Genomic DNA, 25,317 nt, shown 5'->3' on the forward strand with positions numbered 1-25,317 from the left:
TCTGAAGCTGCGGCAACAGTTTCAGAGGTTTTGGTTTTATTTACCCCTGTTGGTTAGCTGAACAACGAGGGTAAGCAGGAGCAATAGCGCAATAGCTATTTGTACAGCATCGTTTACTGTAAGCATCCCGCCTCACCCCCTTTCATGGATGTAACCATCCCCGGCAGGTGAGGCCCGTCCTGTACCAGTTATTCCCGTTAATTAATTATAAGGTATATCAGAGCAGTTAGCTACAAAATCAACTAGGCAAAGGTAAACATCACCGTGTTTTTTCAACCCTTCCGGTACTCATACCCGGCGGCGAAGGCGGCCAGGTTGACCTCCAAAAGGCGCGGCGGCACGGTTTGCTGGAGCGCCTGCTCCCACAGGGCGCGCTCCAGGGGCAGGCGGGCGGCCAGCGCCCCCACCAGCACCACATTGGCCGCTTTGGCATTGCCACACTGCAGGGCGGCCTGCAGGGCGTCAATGACCAGCGTATCGGGTACCCGGGCGGCGATGTAGCCGGGAATGTTCTCCGGATAGGCGGCCAGTCCGGCCAGCACCGGCACGGGATAGATCGCCTGGCTGCTCAGAATCATGGTGCCGCCCGGCTTTAAGTAGCTTAGCCAGCGCAGCCCTTCCAGCTGCTCAAAGGCCAGGATGATATCGGTACGCCCTTCTTCCACCATGGGAGAGCTCACCGCACTGCCCAAACGCACATGGGTGACCACGCTGCCTCCCCGCTGGGCCATACCGTGGATTTCCGACATTTTGATGTCATAGCCGGCCGCGGCGGCGGCATGCACCAGAATTTTGCTGGCCAGGATGGTACCCTGGCCGCCCACGCCCACCAGCAGAATGTCCAGTTTTTCAAGCATTGGTCTCCCCCCTTTGGGCGGCCTGCAGGGCGGCGAACTTGCACACCTGCACGCACAGATTGCAACCGATACAGGCGATGCTGTCCACCCGGCATTTCTTGTCCACCACGGACAGGGCCGGACAGCCCAATTTCAGACAGGTTTTACAACCGGTGCATTTTTCCTCGTCCACCGCCACCGGGTGGGGGGGCAGTTTACGCAGCAGCACACAGGGCCGGCGGGCGATGATCACAGCCGGGCAGTCGGCGGCCAGGGCTTCTTCCAGGGCCTGCTGCAGCGCTTTCAAGTCCAGCGGGTCCACAGTGGCCACATGGTTCACACCCAGGGCCCGCACCAGCGCTTCCAGATCCACCGCCGGGGCTTCCTGGCCCAGCAGGGTGCGCCCGGTAGCCGGGTGGTCCTGGTGGCCGGTCATGGCCGTAGTGCGGTTGTCCAGAATGAGCACTACACTGTTGCCCCGGTTGTAGACCACATTGACCAGCCCGGTGAGACCCGAGTGCATAAAGGTGGAGTCGCCAATCACGGCCACGGTGCGGCGGGCCAGCCCGGGAGCTACCCGGGAGATGCCGTGAGCCATGCCAATGCTGGCCCCCATGCACACGCAGCTGTCGATACCGGCCAGGGGGGGCAGGCCGCCCAGGGTGTAGCAGCCGATGTCACCGGTCACCAGCAGTTTCATTTTGCTGAGCAAATAGAAGACGCCACGGTGCGGGCAGCCGGCGCACAGCACGGGCGGGCGCACCGGCGGGGCGGGCATGTCCGAGAGATCGGGGGCGCCGGCTGCGGCCGCAGCGGGCAGGATGCCGGCCTGCTGCAGGCAGCGGCGCAAAAGGGCCGTGCTGAACTCGCCCACGGCCGGGAAGATGGCCTTGCCTTCGCAGGTGATGCCCCACTGCTTGAGGTGCTCTTCCAGGAACGGTTCCACTTCCTCTACCACCAGCAGCCGGTCCACGGAGGCGGCAAATTTTCTAATCAACTGCTCAGGCAGCGGGTAGGTGAGCCCCAGCTTGAGGATGCTGGCTCCGGGCAGCAGTTCTCTGACATACTGGAAGCTGATGCCCGAGGTGATCACGCCGATTTTGCCCTCGCCGGGGTATATTTTGTTCACCGGAACGGTTTCGGCGTACTCTTTTAAGGCGCTCAGCCGCTGCTCCAGGGACTGGCGGCGCAGCCGGCCGAAGGCGGGCACCATGAGCCATTTCTGCACGTCCTTCTGGTACGGGCGCAGTTCGGCCTCCTGCCTTTCTCCCAGTTGCACGAAGCTCTGGGAGTGGGCCACCCGGGTGGTGGTGCGCAGGATGACCGGGATGTCGAAGCGCTCGGCTATCTCCAGGGCCAGGCCCACCATGTCTTTGGCCTCCTGGCTGTCGGAGGGCTCCAGCACGGGCACTTTGGCCAGGCGGGCGTAGTGGCGGGTGTCCTGTTCGTTTTGCGAGCTGTGCATGCCGGGATCGTCGGCGGCCACCAGCACCAGACCGCCGTTCACCCCGGTATAGGCCAGGGTGAGCAGCGGGTCGGCGGCCACGTTCACCCCCACGTGCTTCATGGTCACCAGGGCGCGGGCCCCGGCCAGGGAGGCACCGATGGCCACTTCCAGGGCCACCTTTTCGTTGGGAGCCCATTCGGCGTAGATGCCCGGGTAGCGGGCGAAGTTTTCCAGGATTTCGGTGCTGGGGGTGCCGGGGTAGCCCGCCCCCAGGCGCACGCCGGCTTCGTAAGCCCCCCGGGCAATGGCTTCATTGCCCGTCATCATTTTGCGGGTCATCTATAACACCTGCCTTTGGCTAATGCTATGGTGTATACTTACTGGTGTGTTTTTCCTGAGCAAGCCTGTCTGGAGTAACAGACTGAAGTTCAATCTGCGCGGCATTGTCCACGCTCTCTCCATACTACGCACCGACGGCACAACGGCGCGGCAGCGGGCTGCACCGGCGCGGTGCTCGTATGCGGCATGGTACCAATTGCCATTCTATGCCAGGCGTATAGCACTTCAGTTTCGCATCAGCTGCAGCATGCTTTTAGCCCCGCCACTTCGCACCGCGGGTGCAGCGACCTCGCCGCGCCTGTGCCGTTACCGGTGCTTCGTAAGTCGTTCGCTATGGACAACTGCCGCGCCATGAAAATTTGACCAGACCAACTTACATTCCACGATACCTGCACATTAACCAGTACCGTCCTAAGGCCGGCGCAGATCAATCACCCGCCTGGCCTTGCCCTGGCTGCGCTCAATGGAGTGCGGCTCTAAAAGGCGCACCCGCGGGCCGATGGACAGCACGCTCTGCAGGCGGGTCTTGATGCGCCGTTCCAGTTCCTCCAGATCGCGGAACTGGCCGGTGAAAGCCTCTTCGGTCAGTTCCACCTGCACTTCAATATAGTCCAGGTACCCCTTCTTGCCCAGGATAATCTGGTAATGGGGAGCAATGCCCTCGATGGACATGAGCACACTCTCAATCTGCGAGGGGAAAACGTTGACGCCCGAGACAATGAGCATATCGTCGCTGCGCCCGCTCACCTTGCGCATGCGCAGGGTGGTGCGGCCGCAGGCGCAGGGCTGCGCGGTGAGCACGGTGATGTCCTTGGTGCGGTAGCGGATCAGGGGCAGGGCTTCTTTGGTCAGGGTGGTGATCACCAGCTCGCCCTCCTGCTCCAGGCCCAGGGGCTGGCCGGTGTGCGGGTCAATCACCTCGGCCAGGAAATGGTCCTCGGAAATGTGCATCCAGCCCGGACAATGGCCGCATTCGCCGGCCACCCCGGGACCGATGATTTCGCTCAAGCCGTAGTTGTCGGTGGCCTTGATGCCCCAGGCCGCCTCCAGCTCGCGGCGCATTTCCTCGGTCCAGGCTTCAGCGCCGAAAAGACCCAGCCGCACGGGCAGCGCTACCGGGTCCACGCCCATGCCCCGGGCCACCTCGGCCAGGTGCAGGGCGTAGGAAGGCGTGCCCACCAGTACAGTAGTGCCGAAGTCCTGCATCAGGGTGATCTGCTTTTCGGTGTTGCCCACCGAGGCCGGGACAATGGCCGCTCCCACCTTTTCCAGCCCGTAGTGGAGGCCGAAGGCTCCCGTGAACAGGCCATAGCCAAAAGTAATCTGGGCGATGTCGCCGCTGGTCACGCCGGCCTGGGTGACCATGCGGGCCACCAGTTCGGCCCAGGTGTGCAGGTCGGCTCTGGTGTAGCCCACCACGGTAGGCTTGCCCGTGGTACCCGAGGAGGCGTGCAGGCGGACAATCTGCTGCATGGGCACGGCAAACAGGCCGTAGGGGTAGTTTTCCCGCAGGGCGTCCTTGGTGGTGAAGGGCAGGCTGGCCAGATCCGCCAGGCTGCGCACATCCTCCGGCCTAACTCCTCTTTCATCAAAAAGCTGCCGGTAAAAGGGAACCCGGTCGTACACCCGGGCCACAACCTGCTGCAGGCGCTGCAGTTGCAGCGCCTGCATTTGTTCTCTCTCCATACACTCGTGCTGGGGATCCCAGATCATGTGCTTTCCACTTCCTTGGCTGTTGTGAGCAAATATGCCTTATCGGTCGGAGCCAGGGCTCCGAAAACTTTTTCCACATGCTCGCCGCTTAAAGCGGGGGTAACCAGACTGACCAGGGGCAGCACCAGCAGGGGGGCCAGCATGGCCGCACAGCCAATCTGGGGAATTACGGCCGGGTTGAGCTTGAAGTACAGCGATCCTACCACGGCCACGGTCAGGCCGGTGAGGCCGGCCGCCCAGGCCCCGGCCGGGGTAGCGCCGCGCCAGAACAACCCGTACAGGTAGGGGGCCAGGAAGAACCCGGCTACCGCGCCCCAGGACATGGCCATCAGGCTGAGGATGATGGCCGGCTTGAGTAGGGCGATAAGCAGCGACAGGGCGATGAACACGGCGCACAGCAGGCGCATCAGGTTAATGCCGCTGCGCGGGCTAAGCCTGATGCCCAGGGCCGCCGTCAGGTCGATGGAGATGCTGGAAGCGCTCACCAGCACCAGCGAGGCCAGGGTGGACATGGAAGCCGAGAGCACCAGCAGCAGAATCACCGTGGCCGCCAGTTCGGGCAGCAGGTTTTTCAGCAACATGGGCATGAGCAGATCGGGAGTGGGCTTGCCGCTCACCGGATCTACCGGCAGCTTGTCGAAAAAGAGATGGGTCATGGAGCCGGTAAAATAGGCGCCAAAAGTGATTAGCAGGGCAAACAGGCTGGCCACAATCATGGCCCGGCGGATGGCCGCCTCATCGCGAATGGCGTAAAACTTCTGCACCATCTGGGGCATCCCCCAGGGGCCCAGGCTGGTGAGCAGCACCAGGGACAAAAGGGCCAGCCCGCCGCCCGCCGGACCGAAGGGGCTGACCAGGGCCGGATTTTGCGTCTTGAGAGCGGGCAAAAAGCCCTTCAGGCCACCCACCTGGGGTGCGTGCAGCACATAGTAGAGCAGCATAGCCACACCGCCAATCATCACCAGGCCCTGGATAAAATCGGTCAGGGCCACCGCCCGGTAACCGCCCAGTACCAGGTACAGTCCGGTGAGCACGCACATGAAAACCGCCACATACAGGTAGGGTATGCCGAAGATCTGATTGAACAGGTAACTGAGACCCATGTACACCGAAGCCGAGTAGGGCACCAGGAAGATGAAGATCACCAGAGCGGAGAAAATTTTCAGGTTGTTGTCCCGGTAGCGGGCGCCCAGAAATTCGGGCATGGTCATGGCCCCCAGACGGGTGGTCATGAGCCGGGTACGCCGGGCCAGTACCAACCAGGCCAGCAGGCTGCCCAGCAGCGTGTTGCCCAGTACAATCCACAGCGAGGACAGGCCGAAGCCCCAGCCCACCTTGCCGGCGTAACCAATAAAAATAACTGCTGAAAAGTATGTGGTGCCGTACGCGAAGGCCGACAGCCAGGGACCCACTCCCCGGTCGCCCAGGAAAAACTCCTGCACCGTACGCGCCCGGCTCATGCTGTAGAGCCCGCAGCCCAGCAGCACAGCCACAAAAATACCCAGCAGTAGCAGTTTCATACCTACCATCCTCCCATACTTCATATTAAATTTGGGGCGCCGGCACCGGGCGCTGCCCGGTGCCGCGCGACAATGCTATATTTTATTCGGCATCCCCGGCCATTTTCCTGCCCCATGGAGGAAAATTTATTTTCCAACAACCTTTTCGTACTGAATCAGGATAACAGTAGCTTCTTCTGAATGTTACCGGCAAACTTTTTTAAATCGGAAATATTCCTGTGCCATATGGCATAAAGAATTTCCGGGTCGATTCGGGCATAACTGTGCACAATTAAGTTTCTAAAGCGGGCCATTTTCTTCCAGGTATCCAGGTCGCCAGCCGGCAAATATTTATTTTCTACCAGTACCACAAATATATCTTTATTATCTTCCGGTTCCCTCAGCTTGTCACTGGAAATAATGTGACTACCAATATCCAGGCAGCACTCTATGGCCAGGTGCAAAGTTCTTTCTACGTAGCGGCGTAGCATTTTGTTACCGTTGAACTCCTCGAAACTGACACCGCACTCGCCTTCCAGATCAGATATATATTCGGCCAGATATTTCAGTTTCTCAGAAATGACCTGGCGGTCCACCATGCCCTACCCCTCCCCGCTCAAGAACTGCATCAAAACGCGGTTGCGCCGTTCATAGATACGTTGCATGTCGAAGTAGTGGCGACGGGCCGCAACTTCGAACTGCACCCGGCTCTGGGGATTATTCTCCACAATGCAGCGGCCGCATTTCAGCACCTGGTGCTGTAGTACTGACGGAATTTCCCGCATATCCACCAGGTCCACACGGCGTCCCAGTAGCGATTCCAGTTCCAGCGCCATGGTCAGCAACCGGTCGAAGCGGGCCAACTTGCCACCCGCCCTGCTGTCAAAAAGTACCGCCAAATCCACATCGCTTTTGGCTCGCCACTCGCCTCTGGCTGCCGAACCGAATAGATACACCGCGTCTATGCCGGGGCTGGCCTTAAAGTAGGCCTTAATCTGTTCCATCAGCCTTTCTGGCACGCTCACCCCACCCCATTACCACGCTGATATTTTCATTATAGCACTACCGTCCGGGACCATCACTAGCTAACAGGGCTAATATTGCCTGGTACTTGTCATTTCTGTCCGGCAACTGTTTAAAACATGAGATAATAATGCTCCCGGGCGTTCAGCCCCGGGAGCTGTATCTTTGTCAATCCGAACAGCTCAAATGGATTATAACACCATTTAGCTACATATTCACTACCGCCCGCACCCGCACGCCGCGCTTTTGGACAAAGCGGGCCATGCGGCGCAGGGCTTCGCCCAGGTCATCCAGCGAGGAGGCGTAGGACAGGCGCACGTGGCCCTCGCCGCTGGGGCCGAAGGCATTGCCGGGCACCAGGGCCACTTTTTCCTCCCGCAGCAGCGCTTCCGCAAACTCCTCCGAGGACAGGCCGGTGGGCGTGATGTCGGGGAAGGCGTAAAAGGCGCCGCCCGGCTCAAAACAGGGCAGGCCCATTTCCCGCAGCCCCTGTACCACCAGGTGGCGGCGGCGGCTGTACTGCTGCACCATTTTCTGCATGCTCTCCCGGCCGTTCTGCAGGGCTTCCAGCGCGGCCATCTGGGCGGTGATGGGCGCGCAGAGCATGGTGTACTGGTGGATCTTGGTCATGGCGGCAATGAAATCGGCGTTGGCGGCCACATAGCCCACCCGCCAGCCGGTCATGGCGTAGGCTTTGGAAAAGCCGTTTAGCAGCACGGTGCGTTCCTGCATGCCGGGCAATGAGGCCAGGCAGGTGTGCTGTCCCACATAGGTTAGCCGGTCGTAAATTTCGTCCGAAATGACTATCAGATCATGGGCGCGGGCTACTTCGGCCACCTCCAGCAAATCCCGGCGCCCCATGACCGCTCCGGTGGGATTGTTGGGATAGCAGAGCAGCAGCACCTTGCTGCGCGGCGTGATGTGTTTTTCCAGGGTGTCCGCCGTCAGGCGGAAGCTGTTCTCCATGCTGGTGGGCATGGTCACGGGCACCCCGCCGGCCATGAGCACACAGGGGGCATAGGACACATAGGAGGGCTCGGGGATGAGCACTTCATCCCCCGGGGCCAGCAGGGCCCGCATGGCCAGGTCCAGCCCTTCGCTCACGCCCACCGTGACCAGCAGTTCGCGCCGGGCGTCGTAAGTCACGCCGTAAGTGAGGTCCAGGTCCCGGGCGATGGCTTCGCGCAGTTCCAGCAGACCCTGGTTGGAAGTATACATGGTGTAACCCTTTTCCAGGGCATAGATGCAGGCCTCCCGGATGTGCCAGGGGGTGATGAAGTCGGGCTCGCCCACCCCCAGGGAAATGACGCCCTTCATTTCGGCCACCAGGTCGAAAAACCGCCGGATGCCCGAAGGCGGCATGTGGCGCACTACGGGGTTGAGCTTTTCGCTCCAGTCTCTTTTACCGGTCATGGGGAAATCACCAGCCTCCTGTCCTCTTCTTCGTTCTCCAAAATCACGCCGTCCTGCTTGTAGGTCTTGAGCACAAAGTGGGTGGTGGTGCTGACCACTCCCTCAATGGTGGCCAGGCGGGTGGCCACAAAGTTGCTCACCTCGCGCATGTTGCGCCCCTCCACGATTACGGCCAGGTCGTAGGCGCCCGACATCAGGCGCACACTGCGCACTTCGGAAAAGCGAGAAATGCGCTCGGCCACGGCGTCATAGCCCACGTCGCGCTGCGGCTGGGTGCGCACCTCGATAAAGGCGCAGACCCTTTCCTCGCCCACCTTCTCCCAGTTGACCAGCGCCAGGTAGCCGGTAATTACTTTGCGCTCCTCCAGTTCCCGCACCCGCCGGGCTACGTCCTCTACATCCATATTCAGCATAAAGGCGATTTCGTGCAGGGAAATGCGGGCGTTTTCCTCCAGGATGGCCAGAATTTCTTTGTCCAGGTTATTTGACGGAACGGGCAATTTCTCTCACCGCCTTGTTGGTAAATAATGACATATGGCTTGGGGCCGGTTCCGGTCTGCGGCGCTTGCCCTCCCGGCCACCGGCGGCCAAATAAAAAGCTCCCGTCCCGGCAAGGGACGAGAGCATGACTTCCCGTGGTACCACCCCTGTTGGTATACCGGCCGCAAAATAACGGCCCGGAAACTGGCCGCCGCATCTGCTGCGCGCCCTTTCCGGCAGTCAGTATACCCGCTTGGCTCCCCGGTAACGGCGGGGTATCCGGCCTGCTTCCTGCGGCTGATGCCGCTCTGGCAGGCGCTCCGGGCCGGCCCGAACAGTGCTGGTCTGCCGGGCTCGCACCCACCCCGGCTCGCTGCTGACCGCTGGCTGTCCTTCTCTCCCATCATTGCTGTTCAGCAATATTCAAAAGTATGCATATTTTAGCATGGTCCGCCCGGTACGTCAATGCCTCTTCCGGCCATATTTCCGCCTCTGGCGCCTTTCACCGCCCATTGAGACGAGGTTGCAGAGCAAGGTGCCTTTGGCCCGCGGTGCCCGGATGCAGACAAACCCTAATACTATGGCTTAAATTTGCAGGTGTGCTCTGCCTGAGCGAGCCCATCTGGCGTACCGGTCGCAGCACCTGCTAAATGGTCAGGACACCGCCTCCGGTACGTACCAGGCGCAGGATTTTTTCCTCGGCGGCGGTGTGGGCATTGATGTAGATCAGATATACATCGTTGCCCAGCTGGCCCTTGAATTCATAGGCCAGCACCTCTTTGTCAGGCGTTGTGGGTATAATTACCAGCCGCCCGGAGCTGACATTTTCCAGGTGCGGGGACAGGCGCTGCCGGGCCAGTTCTGGCGTCAGCGCGGGCCGGGTGGGCCGGCTGTCCACATGATTTTGCCAGTAATTCCTGGCCTCAAAGGCCACCACCTGGCCGTTGTCCAGGGCCACCCCCACTTTGAGCAGGTCGGGGTAGACCAGCACACCCTGCGGTGTTTTGTAAACGTAGTTGATCAGCAATACGTTGCTCTGCGTTTCGTAATAATTGGGCTCCAGATTGGTCAAGCCGCGTTCTTTCAGAAATTGGTTGGCCCGCTGCAGCGCCTGGGTGGTCGAAATTCTTTTGTCGCCCAGCGGACGGGTGTTGATCATCCACAACACCCGTCCGCCCTGCCGGGTCACACCCACCAGCACCCGCTCGCCGCGCCGCAGCGGCCGGCCGGCCATCTCCACCCGGTACACCGGTATATTGCCCCGGTCCAGCCTGATTTCGCCAAAGGAATATTCCCGCCCAGGAGTGCGCTGGATGAATTTGGAGGCGGTCTGCCGGGCCTGTTCCAGGCTGACCGTACCTGCCGGCAGGCCGCGCGGTTTCCTGGCCGCCAGGTGATCGGAAAAGGGACCGTCGTAGATCAATACGGGCATATTTTTCATTTTGTCGCTGATCTCGGCAAAATTGCTGTCAGCCAGCCGGGGGGCCTCTTTTAGCAGGCCCTTTTTGCGGCTGCCGGCCAGCTCGCTCATGGTCATGCTGCCGTCGGCGATGCTGGTTTCAATAGCGCGCAGATCCTCGTGCAAACTGCTCACCCGGCTGTAGAGCTCTTTTAAGGTCTTCCACTGCTCTTCGGAAAGGGGCTTGCCGGCTGCCGCCTGCCGGGCCAGACTGCCGGAAAAGTCGCTGACCTGGTTTAAGAACTTGCTGATGCGCCCGGAGGCGGCGGCGGGCACAGGCAGCTGGGCCAGTTCCCGCTGGGCTATATCGGCCTGCTGCCACAGGTTCATAAACAGGTTTAAATCCATGCGGCTGTCCTGACCAATCAGGCTTTTGGACAGCAGCACCTCCACCCCCTGCACATTGTACACCAGCTCATAAAAGGCGCGCTGGTATTTGTTGCGCAACGCCGTCTCCAGTTCGGCCCGGCCCCGCTGCTGGTTGACTGCCCAGTAACCAAGCAAGATCAGGGCCAGCAGACCCAGCAGGCCCGGGATAATCCAGCGCCTTCTGCTCACTTTTTCCTCCACTTTTTTCACCTGCCGTTATTTATTGTGGAACGGTACATTGCCCTGCCAGCCTCCACCGCTGCTTCTTCCTGGGCAGCGCCGCTTCACCGGGCGAAAACATGCCGCCCGATTTGGGTCACTATGGGCCGCGACCAGATCCAGGAGCTGACCCGCTTGGCCGGGTTCCAGAAATACAGTGCCCCCCCGGTGGGATCAAAGCCGCTCAGGGCCTGCTGGGCCGCCCGCAGCGATTCTTCGGACAGGGGGCGATAGGCCTGTCCATTGGCAATGCTTTCAAAGGCCAGGGGCTGGTAGATCACTCCGGCCAGGCTGTTGGGAAAGGCCGGGCTCTGCACCCGGTTCAGGATCACCGCTCCCACCGCCACCTTGCCCAGGAAGGACTCGTCGGCCGCCTCGCCCTCAATAACCCGGGCCAGCAGGGTCACCACGTCCCGGTCGGTAATGCCGCGCGATACACCCGGCCGGCTGGCGCTGCCGGGCGGCGGAAAGCCCAGCGCCGCCCAGGTCCTGGGCCCTACCACCCCGTCGGCGACCAGCCCGTTTTTGGCCTGGAACTGCTTGACGGCCCGGAATGTTTTGCTGCCGTAGTAGCCGTCGATGGGTCCCCGGTAATAGCCCCACTGGTTGAGCTTGCTCTGGACTTTGATCACATCGTTACCGCGACTGCCCCAGTACAGCACCCGCCCCTGGGCCGCGGCCAGGCCTTGCCAGAGGGCCAGCAGCAGCAGTCCCCCCAGCAGGGTGAGCAGGAGGATTTTTTTTCTTTTTCCGGTGAGCAAGAGTATCCCTCCCCTGTTATTGTCTGTGCACGTTTTTCTATGCGTGATATTGTGCTCCGGGGGAGGGATAAATATGTAAAAGGCAGGTGCACGGGGCACCTGCCGGTAGTTTGTCGAACACCAGTGTTAGGATGTATGCTCGCACTAATTTCGTGCCGGGCAGCAACGCCTGCCGGTCACGTGGAACTATTCAGTGCGAACATGTGCAACGCTCGCCCAGCGGCTACGCACCGAACGGCACCACAGCTTGCGGCGGACTCTGCTGGATAGGCACAGATTCGACATCCTTATAAAGAAACACGCCTGCCATTTTACGCTGTAGTATTAGTTAGTCGCACTTCTCCTTATACCATCGCGCCCGGTCCACCAGGGCCGGGGCCCAGCCGGGCACCGTCAGGGCGTGCAGGTGCAGGTAGCAGGCCAGCACATTTTTATAGACTAGTCCGTCATGCACGCCGTCAATGCCCCTGCCCCGGGTCACCCGGAAAGCAAAGCGGGCCTGCCCCTCCTCCACATTGACCAGGCGGGAATGGTGAAATTCATGACCGCGCAGCACTGTGCCCGGCGCATAGTAGGGGTTATTTCCCAGCACCTGCACTTCCTCATAGCCGTGGCCCTGGGGCCTGGCGCACATGACCACGTCGCAGGGGAATATACCGGTCAGAGGATAGGCAGTTTCGCCGCTGATGATACTGCGGCTCAGAAACATCAAGCCGCCGCACTCAGCATATACCGGCAGGCCGGTTTCCACCCTGCTTTTGATGTCCTGCAGCAGGGATTGATTGGCCGATAGCTCGCGGGCAAACACTTCGGGAAAACCCCCGCCAATATACAGGCCGTGCACTGGGGGCAAGGCCGCGGCCGACAGGGCGTCAATAAAAACCAGCTCGGCCCCGGCGGACTGCAGTGCTTCCAGGTTTTCCGGGTAGTAAAAGCTAAACGCCCGGTCGCGAATAATGCCAATGCGCGGCCCGGAACCTTCTGCTTTTGCCGCTAAACAGCGCCGGGGCTCCGCTGCTCCGGTGCCGGTATAAACCCATTTTCCCCCATCTTCACCCATCCCGGGCCAGCCCGGAGAGTGGGCCACTGCCTCCAGACCGGGCCCATCCACAGGCGGCGCGGGGGCTTCTGCACTGCCGGCCAGAGACTCATCTGGCAGGGGCGGGGCCTGACGGGCAATTTGTAAAATGACCTCCAGATGAAAATACTGGCGGGCCTGCTCGCCGGCAGCCAGAATCCGGCCCACCAGTTCGTCTACCTCACCGGCCGGGATCAGACCCAGATGCCGGTCGGGAATGGAGAGGCCCTGATCTTTGGGGATAATGCCCACCACGGGTACTCCACAGTAATGTTCCACCGCGGCCACCAGCATTTGTTCATGGCGTGGCCGGGCCACTTTATTCAGGATGACCCCGGCAATATGGACTTCCCGGTCAAAGTGCTGGTAGCCCATAACCAGAGCGGCCACGCTGCGGGTCATGCGGGTGGTATCCACCACCAGCAGCACCGGCGACTGTACGGTTTTGGCAATCACCGCCGTGCTGCCGCTGCCTTCCAAGTCCACTCCGTCGTACAGGCCCATGGCCCCTTCGATCACAGCCAGATCGGCTCCGGCTGTATGCTGCTTTACGCTGGCCACAATGTGCTGCTCATCCATCAAGAACGGGTCCAGATTGCGGCAGGGACGGCCGGTGAGCAGGGTCAGCCAGCTGGGATCGATGAAATCCGGGCCTTTTTTATAGGCCTGCACAATAAGCCCGGCACTGCGCAGGGCGGCCAGCAGCGTAATGGTGGCAGTGGTTTTGCCACTGCGGCCGTGCGGCGCGGCAATCAGCAGGCGGGGGACTGTGGCGGGCGCGGTTTTCTCCCCTCCGGACAGTGGACTAACACCGGCGGCGGGGCCGGGAGAATGCTTCCCGGGAAAAGCATGGTTCACAGTAGCACCTTCTTTTTATACGTCAAACTTGTTTCTATAAAACAACAGGCACATCGCCCTGGGAAACGTTTAATCATTTCGCCATCGGATGTGCCTGAACGGACACTTGTCTAAATTATAGCCTTTTTTGTGCTTTCTATGCTCCGATCCGGGTGATTACACGCAGCCGGTGGGCTTAGGCAGGCCAGCCAGTTTGCAGGCACCCTTGGCCGGGCCGGTGGGGAACAGTTCATAGATGTACTTCAGGCTGCAGCCGGTTTCCTTGCACAGCTTGCGGATCATGGGAGCGATCTGGAACTGCTTGTAGTAGTCGCGCAGGTAGTTGATCACTTTCCAGTGATCTTCGGTCAGTTCGGAAATACCTTCACTGGCCGCAAAAGCTTTGGCAACGTCTTCGTTCCACTGCTCGGGGTCAACGATAAAACCGTCCTCGTCCAGTTCGATTTCCACACCATTCACATTGATGGATGGCATAGCAGGAATAGCACCTCCGTTTATTTTTTAAATGTGGCTTTGTTTACAGCCAGCAAACTTAACCACTGCCTGCCAGCACGGCTCAGGTACTTCACCAGGTTATTCCCACACTATAGCATACCATTGTCCGCGCCAGCAGTCAATCATCACCGCCGGTTAATTGTTACTTCCACACCAGGGCCCGGCCCACCAGGTCAATGAGGCCCTTGACCTCCACGCCCAGCTTGTGCTCTTCCACCATGGGATAGAGCTGAGCCTTGCAGATGGAGCAGGGAGCGCAGAGCACACCGTCACCATTGGCTCCCACACCGGTGGCCCGCACCTGATCGGCCTTGGTCTGGGAGAACTTGATGCGCAGATCGTACATTTCCGGGTCGTCGAACAGGACGGCCGAACCGCCGCCGCAGCAGAAATTTTTCTCCCGGTTGGGGGTCATTTCCCGGAAATCGGTGGTTACAGCCGTGATCACATCGCGCAGCTGCTGGATGAGGCCGCAGGCCCGCCCGTAGTTGCACGGATCGTGCAGCGTGGTGGGACGGCTATTCTTGCTCGGATCCAGCTTGAGCTGGTTGGTCTTGATATAGTAGGCCACCTCGTCATGCAGGTGCACAATGGGCCAGCGCACCGGGCGGTCGGCCAGGGTGGGAATGTACATTTTGGCCGCCCGCCAGCCGTGCCCGCACTCGCCCCAGACAATCTTCTTCACGCCCAGTTTCTGGGCGGCGTCCAGCAGGCGGGTGACGTTGTGGCGCTGGGTGAACTGCTGGTCGAACAGCAGACCAAAGTTACCGGCCTCGGTCACCGTGCTGGGAATGGTCCAGTTGGCACCGATATAGGTGAAGAACATGCCCGCCCCCATCAGGGTGTAGGGGTTGAGCAGGAAGTCGGCCGAAGAGGGGATGTAGAGAATGTCCGAATTGGGTTTATCCACCGGAAACTCAATCTCCACACCAAACTCGTCCATGACTTCTTCCGCCAGGAACTCCAGCGTGTCCACAATGCCCGGCTTGGGCAGGCCCGTGTGGTTACCTACTTTTTCCATGGCCGCACCCACATGGGCGTGCAGCTTGGGCACTATGCCCAGCCAGTGCAGGATCTGGCGGCCAATGAAGGTTACCTCACAGGTATCAATACCCATGGGGCAGACCATGGCACAACGGCGGCACTCGTTGCACTGGTAGAAATAGGAATACCACTGCTCAATAATGTCCAGGCTGATGTCTTCCGCCCCCACCAGCTGTCCGAACCAGCGGCCCTCCAGGGTGAAATAGCGCCGGTAGATCTTGCGGATCAGCTCGGCCCGGTTGGTAGGGATGTTGTTGGGATCCCGCGTCCCCAGGTAGGTGTGGCAGTTTTCGGCACAGGCCCCGCACTTGATACAGGACTCCATGGCCAGGACGAAGGAGCGGAATTTCTTGCGCATTTCGTCCAGATGCTGCAGCGCCACCTCGGGTTTCTGCTCATCGGGGATGGGATCAATGTGAATGTGCCGCATTTCTTCGTCTGTTGCCCGGACAGGTACTTTAAGACCGTTTACAATCGGCAATTGCTACACCTCCCATCAGGCATCCCCGCCGCTGGGCAGGCCAATGCCCGCCGCCCGGGCAGCTGCCACGTCCACGTTGGGCAGGCCGGGGGCCGGATCCTTGTAGACGCGGTTAATGATATAGCGCTCAGCAAAAATGCCAAAGACATGCAACAGCTTGCTGAACGGGAAAACAATCATCAAAATTTGCACCAGGAAGAAATGCAGAATAAAGAGCGGTTTCTGGTAAATCTCGGCATCGGCCGGCACCGGAGTAAGCGTGAACAGGTGGGTCATGAATTCTTTCACCGGAGCGTATTCAATGCCAAAGCCATGGAACAGGCGCATGAAGTTGCCCACCGATACGATGGACAGAATGAGCAAAAGGTGCAGGTAGTCGCTGGGATTGGACACCTGGCGCACCTTGTCAATGGCCACCCGGCGATATAGCAGGTACAACAGGCCGGCGAACATGACCAGGCCCATGGTGGTACCCAGCAGGTTGGACATCTGCTCGCTGGTGTGCTCGGTCAGGCCAATATAGACAAACTGTTTGCCCAGAAAATATATGCCCATGACGTGCCCGCCCAGCACGGCAAACAGGGCAATGTGCATAAACCAGGCTCCCACCCACAGGGCGCGGTCGAAATTGAACAGGCTGCGGAAGAAAATAATTTCACTGCCAATGATGGCGGCTACTTCAGCATTGCTCTGGGGCCAGGGGGACAATGTGATGTTGTGCACAATCCTGGCACCGGCCCAGCGCCCCAGGCGATACAGTATGCCCAGGACAAATATGGTCACGGTAATATAGGGCATAATCTGGGCAATAAAGTATGAAAGCACCAGGTAAACACCTCCTTGTCGGTGCAGAGCCCTGTTTTCGGTAAGGTTTAATTACAGCTCCTGCAGAGTTACGGCACCGGAAGGGCAGACAGTAACACAGGTTTCGCAGCCCAGGCAGTCGTCGTTGCTGCCCACCACATCAGCCTTACCGTCCACCATGCCCAGCACGGAACCCGGGCAGGCTTCGGCGCATTCGCCACAGCCTTCACATTTGTCGCGATCAACTTGTACCAGATACATCCCATTCACCTCCTCGCTATTTCTCCGCCAAACTACCGCTCCGCCGGTATAAAAGAGCTTCTCCTCTCCCCCTGTGCTCCCGCTGCCGGCGGCATAAACCGGTTTACCGATTGACCAGACGGTTTTATTAATAATTCGTTAAAGAACAAATTAATCCTTCTGCAAAGTGTCAGTTTTTTTAGAATTGACACAGGCAGGATCTACCACTGCAAGAAAAAACCGCTCCGCAACTCTTCAGGGCAGCGGTGCGGCTTTTCGGAGGCGGGAATGATCACCCGGAGTTACTTGACCAGCTTGACATATGAGGTGCCAATGTAGAGAAACTCCACCTTGCCCTCTTTGGCCAGCTCCTTAACCACTTTGTCCACGTCGGACTTTTTCTCGCCCAGCGCGGCGGCGATGTCTTTGCTCTTCACTTTGTCTACCTTTTCCAGGTAGGCCACTACTCTGGCTCTTAAATCTTCGGACATAACAAATCACCACCGGATAAAATTTTAAGCAAGCACGGCAGGCGGCCACTGCGCCGCCTGCCTGCAATATATTGTATTCCTGAAATTAACCGGTTATGCCTTGTGCCACCTGCACTAGAACTTGAACTGGGCCGATGTCCGGAAGGTGGGCACGGAGAAGATGAAGTCGTCAATGTGCTTGTCGGTAAAGGGCAGGTCGGCAATCTTGAAGAAGGCTTCCCAGCCGATCCGTTCGATCCACTCTCCGTAGCGCTCGCCGGGACGGGCATTCTGTACCCACACTTCCACCAGCTTGCGGATGGCCTGAGTAACTTCGGGCCAGCGCGGCGGGTTGTTGGGCAGGTACGGAATAGCCAGGCGGGAGAACATGGGCACGGTACGGGCGTTGGAAACCTTGCCGCCCACCAGGATGGCCACGCCGTCGTTTTCCGGGTCGGCAATGGGCATGGCCGGGCACATGGTGTAGCAGTTACCGCAGTACATACACTTTTCTTCGTTCACTACGACGCTCTTCTCCTTGGGATTGGGACGAATAGCGCCGGTGGGGCAGCTGGCCACCACGGTGGGAATTTCGCACTGCTTGGCCACCCACTCGTGCTGGATCTTGGGCGGAGTTCTGTGAATACCCAGGATGGCGATGTCGGAACAGTGCACAGCACCGCACATGTTCAGGCAGCAGGCCAGAGAGATTTTCAGCTTGGCCGGCAGCTTCATGTCCACAAAGTATTCATAGAGCTCGTCCATGACGGCCTTCACAATACCCGAAGCGTCAGTGGCGGCCGAATGGCAGTGCACCCAGCCCTGAGTGTGGATGATGTTGTTCAGGGCATTGCCGGTGCCGCCCACGGGGAAGCCCTTTTCCTTCAGTTCGGCCAGCAGGGGTTCCACCTTGGCCGGGTCGGAAACCAGGAATTCCACGTTGTTGCGGCTGGTGAAACGCAGGTAGCCGTCACAGTACTTGTCCGCCAGCTGGCAGTACTCCTCGATGCGATCAATGGTCAGCAGACGGGCGGAACCTACGCGCACACTGTATATTTCACCGGTTTCACCCACGTGCTTTAAAACGCCGGGCTTTAAGATTTCGTGATACTTCCACTTGCCGTAGTTCTCTTTGATCACAGGGGGTAAGAACTGCTCATAATGTGGAGGCCCGATGTCAGTTCTGGCCATAAATTGGTTCACCTCTCCCGAAAGATTTGCTTTGGTGCGTTTTATAATACCTGGCCGGTGCGGCCACCGATCGCTACTGGAGCAATCAGGCAGCACCGGTCAAAGGGAAGATTCTTAGCCCTGGTTGACTTCTTCCGGCCACCAGAAGAAGTACGGGTTGGCCCGCGGCTTGAAGACCATTTGCGGCAGGGGATCCAGGCCTAGGTCTTTCAGGAATACACGCATGCCCTTGCGGTAGATCAGCTCGCCAATGCGCTCGCGCACTTTGCCGTGCTCGTCCCACCATTCCCAGATGTTGCGCAGCAGGTCTTTGAGCTCATCATAGGGCTTCTCCAGCTTCATGAAGGGAACAATGACCCAGCCCAGGAAGGCCGACTGCAGAATGGTGGCCTTGCCGCCGATCAGCAGGGTGGCGCCTTTGTCATCGCCGGGGCGCAGGGCCTTGGGCATCTTGTTGATGCAGTGCATGCAGCGCACGCAGTTGGGGCCGTCCAGCACCAGCTCGCTGCCGGTCCAGGTCAGGCATTTAGTGGGGCACTTGTCAATGACCACGCCCTGAATGTCAAAGCCGCTGTTCACATACTCACGCACGGCTTCCTGATCGATCTTCAGATCATCGCGCCAGGTGCCGATGATGGCGAAGTCGGAACGGGCGATAGAAGCCACGCAGTCATTGGCGCAACCGGAAATCTTGATTTTGAACTTGTACGGCCACATCGGGCGGTGCAGTTCATCCTGGAACTCCTGGGTCAGGTCATAGCAGAGATCCAGGGTATCGATACAGGCGCTTTCGCAGCGGGCAGGGCCCACGCAGCAGCTGGGGGTACGCAGGTCGGAACCAGAACCGCCCAGGTCCCAGCCCAGTTCGCTGAACTCGTCGAAAGCGGGCTGCAGGTTTTCGGTAACGGTACCCAGCAGGATAATGTCACCGGTGGAACCGTGCATGTTGGTCAGACCGCTACCGTACTTGTCCCAGATTTTCATTAAGTCGCGCAGCGCTTTGGTGGTGTAGAACCAGCCGCTGGGCTGATTGAGGCGCATGGTGTGGAACTCGGCCACGTTGGGGAATTTCCCCGGCATGTCGGAGTAACGGCCAATCACACCACCGCCATAACCCATTACGCCCACGATACCGCCGTGTTTCCAGTGTCCCTTTTTCTCTTCGTAGGACAGCTCCAGCTGAGCCAGCACGTCAGCCACGGTGGGCTTTCTGTCTACCAGCCTCTTCATATCAGCCACAAAGCTTGGCCAGGGGCCAGTCGTCAGCTGATCCAGAAGCGGCGTTTTCAATTCAGCCATCAAGACACCTCCAATATTTTTGAACTCTTTTTTATAGAAAAATTGCTCACCAGCCAATTGGTTGCCTGAAGTATGAGGGCCCGACCGTCCACTCAGGCGGGAGAAAGATTAAAGCTCGCGAATGGTCACGGCACCGGTGGGGCAAACGGTGACACAGGTTTCGCAGCCCAGGCATTCGGTGGCATCGCCGGTAACTTCGGCCTTGTCGTCAACCATGCCCAGAATGGAAGCGGGGCAGGAGCTGGCGCATTCGCCGCAGCCTTCACACTTGTCCCGATCTACTGTTACCATATACATGCCCGACAGACCTCCTTGAAAATTGTTTTAGCTGATACATTTTTTCACAAAGACACAAAAAATCGCCTCGCACTTTGCCGAAATGCGCAAAGTGCCAAACCCTGTAACACTCTCTCCTTCAAGGCAAGATATTCGCGCCTGGATGAATTATTCCTGCTATAAAAGCGGCATTTTTTTAAAAAAATCTTACTTCTTTAAGAAAGCTTTAATCACCCTGCCGGGAGGAGAGTCAGGCCCAAGGCTATTTTACACCCCGCCGGAGTAAAAATCCAGAGGATGTGTCTGCCACAGCTGTTTAATGTTATATTATTCGCCGCTGCCGGGCCATTTCCTGCTATAACTGTTTACAATTGTGACACAACCGGGCCAAATAACGAGTGGGCTCGCTCCCAAGGCGCACCCGCAATTTACACTGCAAAATTAGGGCAGGCGCCGGCAGCAGCGCCGCCGGCCCACAAAATAGGCGATTTCGCTGTAACCCACCTCGCGCAGCAGCGCAAGGGCCCGCCCGAACTCCCAGCCCACCTGCTCGGGAGCATGGGCATCCGAGCCCAGGGTGACGGGCACGCCGTGCTGAAAGCAGGCCCGCAGCAGTTCCACCGCCGGGTACATTTCCCTGGCCGGCACCCGCAGGCCGGCCGTGTTCAGCTCCACACAAACATCCGCCCGGGCCATGGCCCGGGCCAGGCGCTGGTAGAGATGGGTCAAAGGGCGGCGGGGCCGGAAGGCAAATTTTTTCAGCAGATCCACATGGGCCATGCTGTCGAAAAGGCCGCTGGCCACCGCCTGCTCCACCAGGATAAAATAGCGCTCGTACAGCTCGTCCGGGTCGTGGCGGACGTACTGGTCGCGCAGTGCCGGGTTATCAAAGCCCCAGCCGTCAATGAAATGGATGGAGCCCAGCACATAATCCAGCGGGTGAACTTTGATCAGGCCGTCCAGCACCTCTTCATATCCCGCCTGAAAATCGGCCTCCACCCCCAGGTAGATGCTCATACCGGAACACCTGTCCCGCCAGTCCAGCACCTCGCGCACATAATCGCCAAACTGCTCCTGCGGCATGGCCAGTTCGGGATCGCACTGTCCGGGCGGCAGCCAGTACATGGGAATGTGATCAGCAAAGCCTATGGCCACAAGGCCCAATTGCCGGGCCCGGGCAATGTATTCCTCCATATTGCCCCGGGCGTGGCCGCAGCGAGCGGTGTGCAGATGCAGGTCAATCAAGGGCGGCCACTTCCCTGGCGAATTTTTCCCCTGCCTGCCGGGCCAGGCTGTAGATATGCACCGCCAGTTCCGGCTCTAAAAGCCCGGTACCGCAGGCCGGGGTGATCATGGTTTGCCGGGCTAGCACAGGCCGATGCACACCGCGGGCGGCCAGTTCGCTATACACAGTGCTTAAGTGGGCCAGCAGTGTGTCCGCCGTCTGCTGCCAGGCCGCCGCGCTGGTGGGCACCAGCCCCATGGCCATAACCCCGCCGCGCGCCAGAAAGCCTTTCATCTCTGCAGCATAGGGCAGCAGGGACTGCCAGTAGGCAAAGGCATCCAGGTTGACTATATCCACCTTGCTTTCATAAAGCAGCGACCAGTCGATGCCGTCGCAGGAATGCACGCCCACCGTGCCGCCGGCGGCATGCACCTGGTCAAAGATGGCGTTTAAATCGTCCAGCACCATCTGCCGGGTGACCGTGATGTAGTTGGAGTTGCCGCACACCCCAATGGCCGGCTCGTCCACAAAGAAAATCACCGGCCGGCCCAGGGCGCCCAGACGGCGCACCTGCCAGCGGGCGTTTAAGGCCAGGCTTTTGACGATCAAATCGCGCAACTGGTCATCGTAGTAGGAGATGCGCCCCCGGTGATCCTTGAGCTGCAAGGCGATAGTTAGCGGGCCGGCCTGGTGCCCTTTGTAGAAGAGCGCCGCGCCGGGGCCGTGCACCTCCAGGTGCCGGGCAAAGGCATGAAATCCTACCGCCGCTTCTTCCGGCAGGGCGAAATAATCCAGCGCTGCCGCTTCGCCGGCTTCGGCCGCCAGGTACAGCGTATAAAACTCGGTCAGGCAGGCCGGCCAGTCCGGGCTGTCAGTATTAAATACCGCTTTGTCCCCTTCCAGGCGCAAAAGGCGCGTTGTGAGGAGCGGCGTGAGGAACTGAAAGACAAAGCCCTCCCGCCCGCCGCGCCGGGGCAGCTGCGGCCAGTGGGGAGCCTGCGGGCAGTGCTGCATGATCAGAGGCAGAGCTTCCTCCGGCGTGGTGAAAGGAAGGCTGCCAATGCCGGTGACCAGACCGGCGGGAATGGAGGATTTTGTAGCGTTGGAGTCCTGCATGGGTTGTACCTGCCTTTACATTGCTTTTGGAAACCTGTTAAATGCTACTATTATATCACAGCCCGGCCGGCCGTGGAGCGGGGGAGAATTTTTCGCACTTGTCAGGCGGCTGCAGGCGGGTTTATAATTTAACCTGCTATAATTGATCCAATCATGACCCTGAGGTCATGAGCATTTCAACCAAACCGTGCTCCGAGCCTGTACCGCCTAAGGCTTTTCCGGCAGCTATGGCGACAGGCCGTCAGGGTCGGGCGAGAAATGGTCCGGCCTCCCGCTTTTGGAAAGGAGCGCGCCGGGCCAGGCTGCTTGATGCAGCTGGATCTGCGCCGCCCTTTGCGGGCGGCGTTTATTTTGCTTGTCGGTCGTCAGGCTTCGGACACCGGCAAGGTATGGAGACTGTCTTTAGGCAGCAGGCTCCGGATACGGAAAAAATAATTTTCCGGCACTGTACTTCGGATATTAGCTGCCCAACCCAGGAACACGGTTTTATGGGAGGGAAAAGCCTTGTCGGTCTATCTGTCCGGCCTGAAAACCGCCCTGTACCTGTTAGGCACCGGTGACCCCCAGGTCTGGCAGATCACCCTGCTCACATTAAAGGTTTCCGGTCTGGCCACGGCCATAGCCGTAATCATCGGCCTGCCGGCCGGCTTTGCCCTGGCCCTGAGCCGCTTCCCCGGCCGCAACGCGGTTGTCAGCCTGGTCAATTTCGGCATGGGCCTGCCGCCCGTGGTGGTAGGCCTGTTCGTTTGGCTGCTGCTGGCCCGCTACGGGCCGCTGGGCATGCTGGGTCTTCTGTACACGCCAACTGCCATGATCATCGCCCAGAGCATCATCGCCGCCCCGCTGGTTATGGGCTACGCCACGGCCGCCTACCAGCAGCTCAATCCCGCATTGCACCTGCAGTTGCTGGCTCTGGGCGCCTGCCGCTGGCAGGTCATGTGGCTGCTGGCCCGGGAGGCCCGCCTGGGCCTGCTGGTCGCGGTAATGGCCGGTTTTGGCGGTGTGGTCAGCGAAGTGGGGGCCTCCATGATGGTGGGCGGCAATATCGCCGGCCAGACCCGGGTGCTGACCACAGCCACCGTGCTGGAGGTATCCAAAGGGCAGTACGAAATGGCCATGGCCTTCAGCATCATCCTGCTGCTGTTCAGCCTGACGGTGACCGCTCTGCTCACCCAGGCTCAGCAGGCCCGGCGGCAATCGCTGTGATTTGGGCCTTTTTCTGTCATACTCCATGTCCAGTATAGCGAGGATATATCCATGTCTGCTACAAGCACATCAGCCGCCCCGGCCATTGAAATGGAAAACCTGCTGCTGGTCAAAAACCAGCGCACCATATTGCAAATAGATCACCTGGCCCTGCCAGCCAGTCGCACTTCCGCCCTGCTGGGCTTAAACGGTGCCGGCAAAACCAGCCTTTTGCACATCATGGCCCTGCTGCAAAAACCCACTGCCGGGCGGATGCGCCTGTTCGGCCGGGAAGCCGGCCCGCGCAACGCCGCAGAGCTGAGAAAAGAAAACGCCGTGGTCATGCAGAAGCCGCTTTTGCTGCACACCACGGTGTTTGAAAACGTGGCTCTGGGGCTGAAAATCCGCGGCCTGCCCCGGGCCGAGATCAAACAGCGGGTGGACTACTGGCTGGAACGCCTGAACATTGCCCATTTGTCCGGACAGCAGGCCTTCTCGCTTTCGGGCGGCGAGGCCCGCCGGGTCAGCCTGGCCCGCGCTCTGGTGCTCCGGCCCCGCCTTTTGTTTTTCGACGAACCCACCGCCGCGCTGGACACGCCCACCCGCCAGGCCCTGCTGGCCGACTTAAAGGCGCTGCTGGCGGAAAACGGCTGCACCGCAGTCTATGTCACCCACGATTACAGCGAGGTTAAACTGCTGGCCCACCACCTGGTGGTGCTGGAACAGGGCCGGGTGCTGCAACAGGGGCCGCTGTCCGACGTGGTACAAAGGCCGGCCCCGGGTGTGGAACAGTTCACCCGCTGGCTGGCGTAACCTGGATAACCTCGTATTCGTTTATCCAATTACCTGCGCGGTCAATTCGCGAATTTGGCGGGCCAGTGCTGCCAGTTCCTGGACACTGGCCGAAATTTCCTGGGTGGAGGCGGCCTGCTGCTCGCCTATGGCTGAGGTTTCGGTAATACCGTGTAAAATATTTTCCAGGTTGTCATTCACCGCCTGCAAAATGCCCCGGATTTCCTTCACCGAATCGGCGCTGCTCAGGGACATTTTACGGATTTCCTCGGCCACCACAGCAAAACCCCGGCCGTGCTCCCCGGCGCGGGCCGCCTCAATGGAGGCATTTAAACCCAGCAGGTTGGAAGTATTGGCCACCTCACTGATAAAATGCAAAATGCGATCGGTTTGCTTGACCCGCTCCTGGATCTCGTCGCCGGCCGCTTTCAGCCGCTCCTGTTGCCGGGCCAGGTTCTCCGCCGCGGCTGCCAGCTCGGATATGGTATCGGCTACCTGTTCGGTCAGCCGGGCCACTACATCACTCTGCTCCAGCAATTTTACCCGGTTGGCTGTAGACAAACCCAGTCCAATACAGCCCAGTACGGTCCGGCCATCGGCGTCATAAATCGGCACGGTCACCGCCTTAAAGGGCATCCCGCGCACCTCAGCCGGCACATCCACCACCGAACGCCGCCCCTGATGCACCGCCTCGTACAGGCCGTCCCCGGGCTTAAGGAGCGTACCCGCCGGAGTGTTGCTGTCTATTTCTTGCCCCGGGGAATAAAAAATAATTTTTTCCCGATCGGTAACCGCCAGCATACAGTCCAGGGGGAAAAGCTCTTTCACCAGGGGCATCACCCTGACCAGGGTATCCAGGGCACATTCGTTGTGCATCTTTTCAATAATATTTTCCCCCTCCGATCCGGCAACCACCGGGCCGGCCTCCCGCCCAGCGGGAGCCAGCGGGGCGGGATCCCATCCAGCAAGCGCACCGGTTTCGGTCACTGCCGCCGTTTCCGAGCCGGCCAACGGCTTGCGCTGACGCGCAAATAGTTTGAACAAGCCCATCTCCTCCAGTTAATGGCAATTTTTTGTGCTTTTATTATATTGCAGATCGGGGTTTTTCGACAATATTTTTTCAGGCAATTCCCCAGCCTGTTCCTGGTAGTGTGAAGCCTCTCCCGCCTTCGCTTTCGCTAAGAGGCGGGAGCTTCCTGGTTCAT

General features: G+C 59.5%; 24 protein-coding genes and 1 riboswitch. Of the genes, 2 read left to right on the forward strand and 22 right to left on the reverse strand.

What is annotated here, in order from left to right:
* Positions 1-272: 272 nt before the first annotated feature.
* From ACUVTU_RS06835 to ACUVTU_RS06935, 21 genes are all read right to left on the reverse strand, one after another.
* Positions 273-857, reverse strand: a complete 585-nt coding sequence (locus ACUVTU_RS06835) for an indolepyruvate oxidoreductase subunit beta (RefSeq protein ID WP_445889212.1) — start codon at positions 855-857, stop codon at positions 273-275.
* Positions 850-2,622, reverse strand: a complete 1,773-nt coding sequence (iorA, locus tag ACUVTU_RS06840; RefSeq protein ID WP_445889213.1) for an indolepyruvate ferredoxin oxidoreductase subunit alpha — start codon at positions 2,620-2,622, stop codon at positions 850-852. The genes ACUVTU_RS06835 and iorA overlap by 8 nt, the downstream gene beginning before the upstream one ends.
* A gap of 411 nt (positions 2,623-3,033) precedes the next feature.
* Positions 3,034-4,335 (reverse strand): phenylacetate--CoA ligase family protein, encoded by a 1,302-nt coding sequence (locus tag ACUVTU_RS06845; RefSeq protein WP_445889214.1) that lies wholly within the window; start codon positions 4,333-4,335, stop codon positions 3,034-3,036.
* Positions 4,332-5,855, reverse strand: coding sequence for a sodium:solute symporter family transporter (locus tag ACUVTU_RS06850; protein WP_445889215.1), 1,524 nt, complete (start codon positions 5,853-5,855; stop codon positions 4,332-4,334). The genes ACUVTU_RS06845 and ACUVTU_RS06850 overlap by 4 nt, the downstream gene beginning before the upstream one ends.
* Before the next feature lie 155 nt (positions 5,856-6,010).
* Positions 6,011-6,433 (reverse strand): type VII toxin-antitoxin system HepT family RNase toxin, encoded by a 423-nt coding sequence (gene hepT / locus ACUVTU_RS06855; protein WP_445889216.1) that lies wholly within the window; start codon positions 6,431-6,433, stop codon positions 6,011-6,013.
* Between the two features lie 3 nt (positions 6,434-6,436).
* Positions 6,437-6,853, reverse strand: a complete 417-nt coding sequence (gene mntA / locus ACUVTU_RS06860) for a type VII toxin-antitoxin system MntA family adenylyltransferase antitoxin (RefSeq protein WP_445889217.1) — start codon at positions 6,851-6,853, stop codon at positions 6,437-6,439.
* Positions 6,854-7,064: 211 nt separating this feature from the next.
* Positions 7,065-8,270, reverse strand: a complete 1,206-nt coding sequence (locus ACUVTU_RS06865) for an aminotransferase class I/II-fold pyridoxal phosphate-dependent enzyme (RefSeq protein WP_445889218.1) — start codon at positions 8,268-8,270, stop codon at positions 7,065-7,067.
* On the reverse strand, positions 8,267-8,770 hold the full coding sequence (locus ACUVTU_RS06870; RefSeq protein ID WP_445889219.1) for an Lrp/AsnC family transcriptional regulator: 504 nt from the start codon (positions 8,768-8,770) through the stop codon (positions 8,267-8,269). Before ACUVTU_RS06870 ends, ACUVTU_RS06865 begins: the two co-directional genes overlap by 4 nt.
* Positions 8,771-9,396: 626 nt before the next feature.
* Complete coding sequence (gene ypeB / locus ACUVTU_RS06875) at positions 9,397-10,779, reverse strand: germination protein YpeB (RefSeq protein ID WP_445889220.1); 1,383 nt, start codon at positions 10,777-10,779, stop codon at positions 9,397-9,399.
* Between the two features lie 83 nt (positions 10,780-10,862).
* Entirely contained in the window at positions 10,863-11,558 is a 696-nt protein-coding gene (sleB, locus tag ACUVTU_RS06880; RefSeq protein WP_445889221.1) for a spore cortex-lytic enzyme, read from the reverse strand.
* A 328-nt stretch (positions 11,559-11,886) separates the two neighbouring features.
* Positions 11,887-13,494, reverse strand: coding sequence for a cobyrinate a,c-diamide synthase (locus tag ACUVTU_RS06885; protein ID WP_445889222.1), 1,608 nt, complete (start codon positions 13,492-13,494; stop codon positions 11,887-11,889).
* A 156-nt stretch (positions 13,495-13,650) separates the two neighbouring features.
* Positions 13,651-13,968, reverse strand: a complete 318-nt coding sequence (locus ACUVTU_RS06890) for a TusE/DsrC/DsvC family sulfur relay protein (protein ID WP_018086260.1) — start codon at positions 13,966-13,968, stop codon at positions 13,651-13,653.
* Between the two features lie 163 nt (positions 13,969-14,131).
* Positions 14,132-15,514 carry a sulfate reduction electron transfer complex DsrMKJOP subunit DsrK gene (gene dsrK, locus ACUVTU_RS06895; protein WP_445889223.1) on the reverse strand — a complete coding sequence of 461 codons (1,383 nt, stop codon included), beginning with the start codon at positions 15,512-15,514 and terminating at the stop codon, positions 14,132-14,134.
* 15 nt (positions 15,515-15,529) lie between these two features.
* Complete coding sequence (locus tag ACUVTU_RS06900) at positions 15,530-16,339, reverse strand: respiratory nitrate reductase subunit gamma (protein WP_445889224.1); 810 nt, start codon at positions 16,337-16,339, stop codon at positions 15,530-15,532.
* Between the two features lie 51 nt (positions 16,340-16,390).
* Positions 16,391-16,579 (reverse strand): ATP-binding protein, encoded by a 189-nt coding sequence (locus tag ACUVTU_RS06905; protein WP_445889225.1) that lies wholly within the window; start codon positions 16,577-16,579, stop codon positions 16,391-16,393.
* Between the two features lie 281 nt (positions 16,580-16,860).
* Positions 16,861-17,049, reverse strand: coding sequence for a hypothetical protein (locus tag ACUVTU_RS06910; protein WP_445889226.1), 189 nt, complete (start codon positions 17,047-17,049; stop codon positions 16,861-16,863).
* 114 nt (positions 17,050-17,163) lie between these two features.
* Positions 17,164-18,219, reverse strand: coding sequence for a dissimilatory-type sulfite reductase subunit beta (gene dsrB / locus ACUVTU_RS06915; protein ID WP_445889227.1), 1,056 nt, complete (start codon positions 18,217-18,219; stop codon positions 17,164-17,166).
* 114 nt (positions 18,220-18,333) lie between these two features.
* Complete coding sequence (gene dsrA, locus ACUVTU_RS06920) at positions 18,334-19,518, reverse strand: dissimilatory-type sulfite reductase subunit alpha (protein ID WP_445889228.1); 1,185 nt, start codon at positions 19,516-19,518, stop codon at positions 18,334-18,336.
* Between the two features lie 108 nt (positions 19,519-19,626).
* A complete protein-coding gene (locus ACUVTU_RS06925; protein WP_026176885.1) occupies positions 19,627-19,815 on the reverse strand; it encodes an indolepyruvate ferredoxin oxidoreductase subunit alpha in 189 nt (62 codons plus the stop codon).
* Between the two features lie 420 nt (positions 19,816-20,235).
* Positions 20,236-21,039, reverse strand: coding sequence for a histidinol-phosphatase HisJ family protein (locus ACUVTU_RS06930; RefSeq protein WP_445889229.1), 804 nt, complete (start codon positions 21,037-21,039; stop codon positions 20,236-20,238).
* Positions 21,032-22,135 carry a hypothetical protein gene (locus ACUVTU_RS06935; protein WP_445889230.1) on the reverse strand — a complete coding sequence of 368 codons (1,104 nt, stop codon included), beginning with the start codon at positions 22,133-22,135 and terminating at the stop codon, positions 21,032-21,034. The genes ACUVTU_RS06930 and ACUVTU_RS06935 overlap by 8 nt, the downstream gene beginning before the upstream one ends.
* A 178-nt stretch (positions 22,136-22,313) precedes the next feature.
* Positions 22,314-22,439, forward strand: a riboswitch (molybdenum cofactor riboswitch).
* Positions 22,440-22,639: 200 nt separating this feature from the next.
* Here ACUVTU_RS06935 and ACUVTU_RS06940 point away from each other — a divergent pair.
* Positions 22,640-23,341, forward strand: a complete 702-nt coding sequence (locus tag ACUVTU_RS06940; RefSeq protein WP_445889231.1) for an ABC transporter permease — start codon at positions 22,640-22,642, stop codon at positions 23,339-23,341.
* A gap of 51 nt (positions 23,342-23,392) precedes the next feature.
* Positions 23,393-24,133 (forward strand): energy-coupling factor ABC transporter ATP-binding protein, encoded by a 741-nt coding sequence (locus ACUVTU_RS06945; RefSeq protein WP_445889232.1) that lies wholly within the window; start codon positions 23,393-23,395, stop codon positions 24,131-24,133.
* Positions 24,134-24,154: 21 nt separating this feature from the next.
* Here ACUVTU_RS06945 and ACUVTU_RS06950 read toward each other — a convergent pair whose 3' ends face one another.
* Positions 24,155-25,156 carry a methyl-accepting chemotaxis protein gene (locus tag ACUVTU_RS06950; RefSeq protein ID WP_445889233.1) on the reverse strand — a complete coding sequence of 334 codons (1,002 nt, stop codon included), beginning with the start codon at positions 25,154-25,156 and terminating at the stop codon, positions 24,155-24,157.
* Between the last annotated feature and the right edge of the window lie 161 nt (positions 25,157-25,317).

The sequence above is a fragment of the Desulfurispora sp. genome (genome assembly GCF_052744395.1).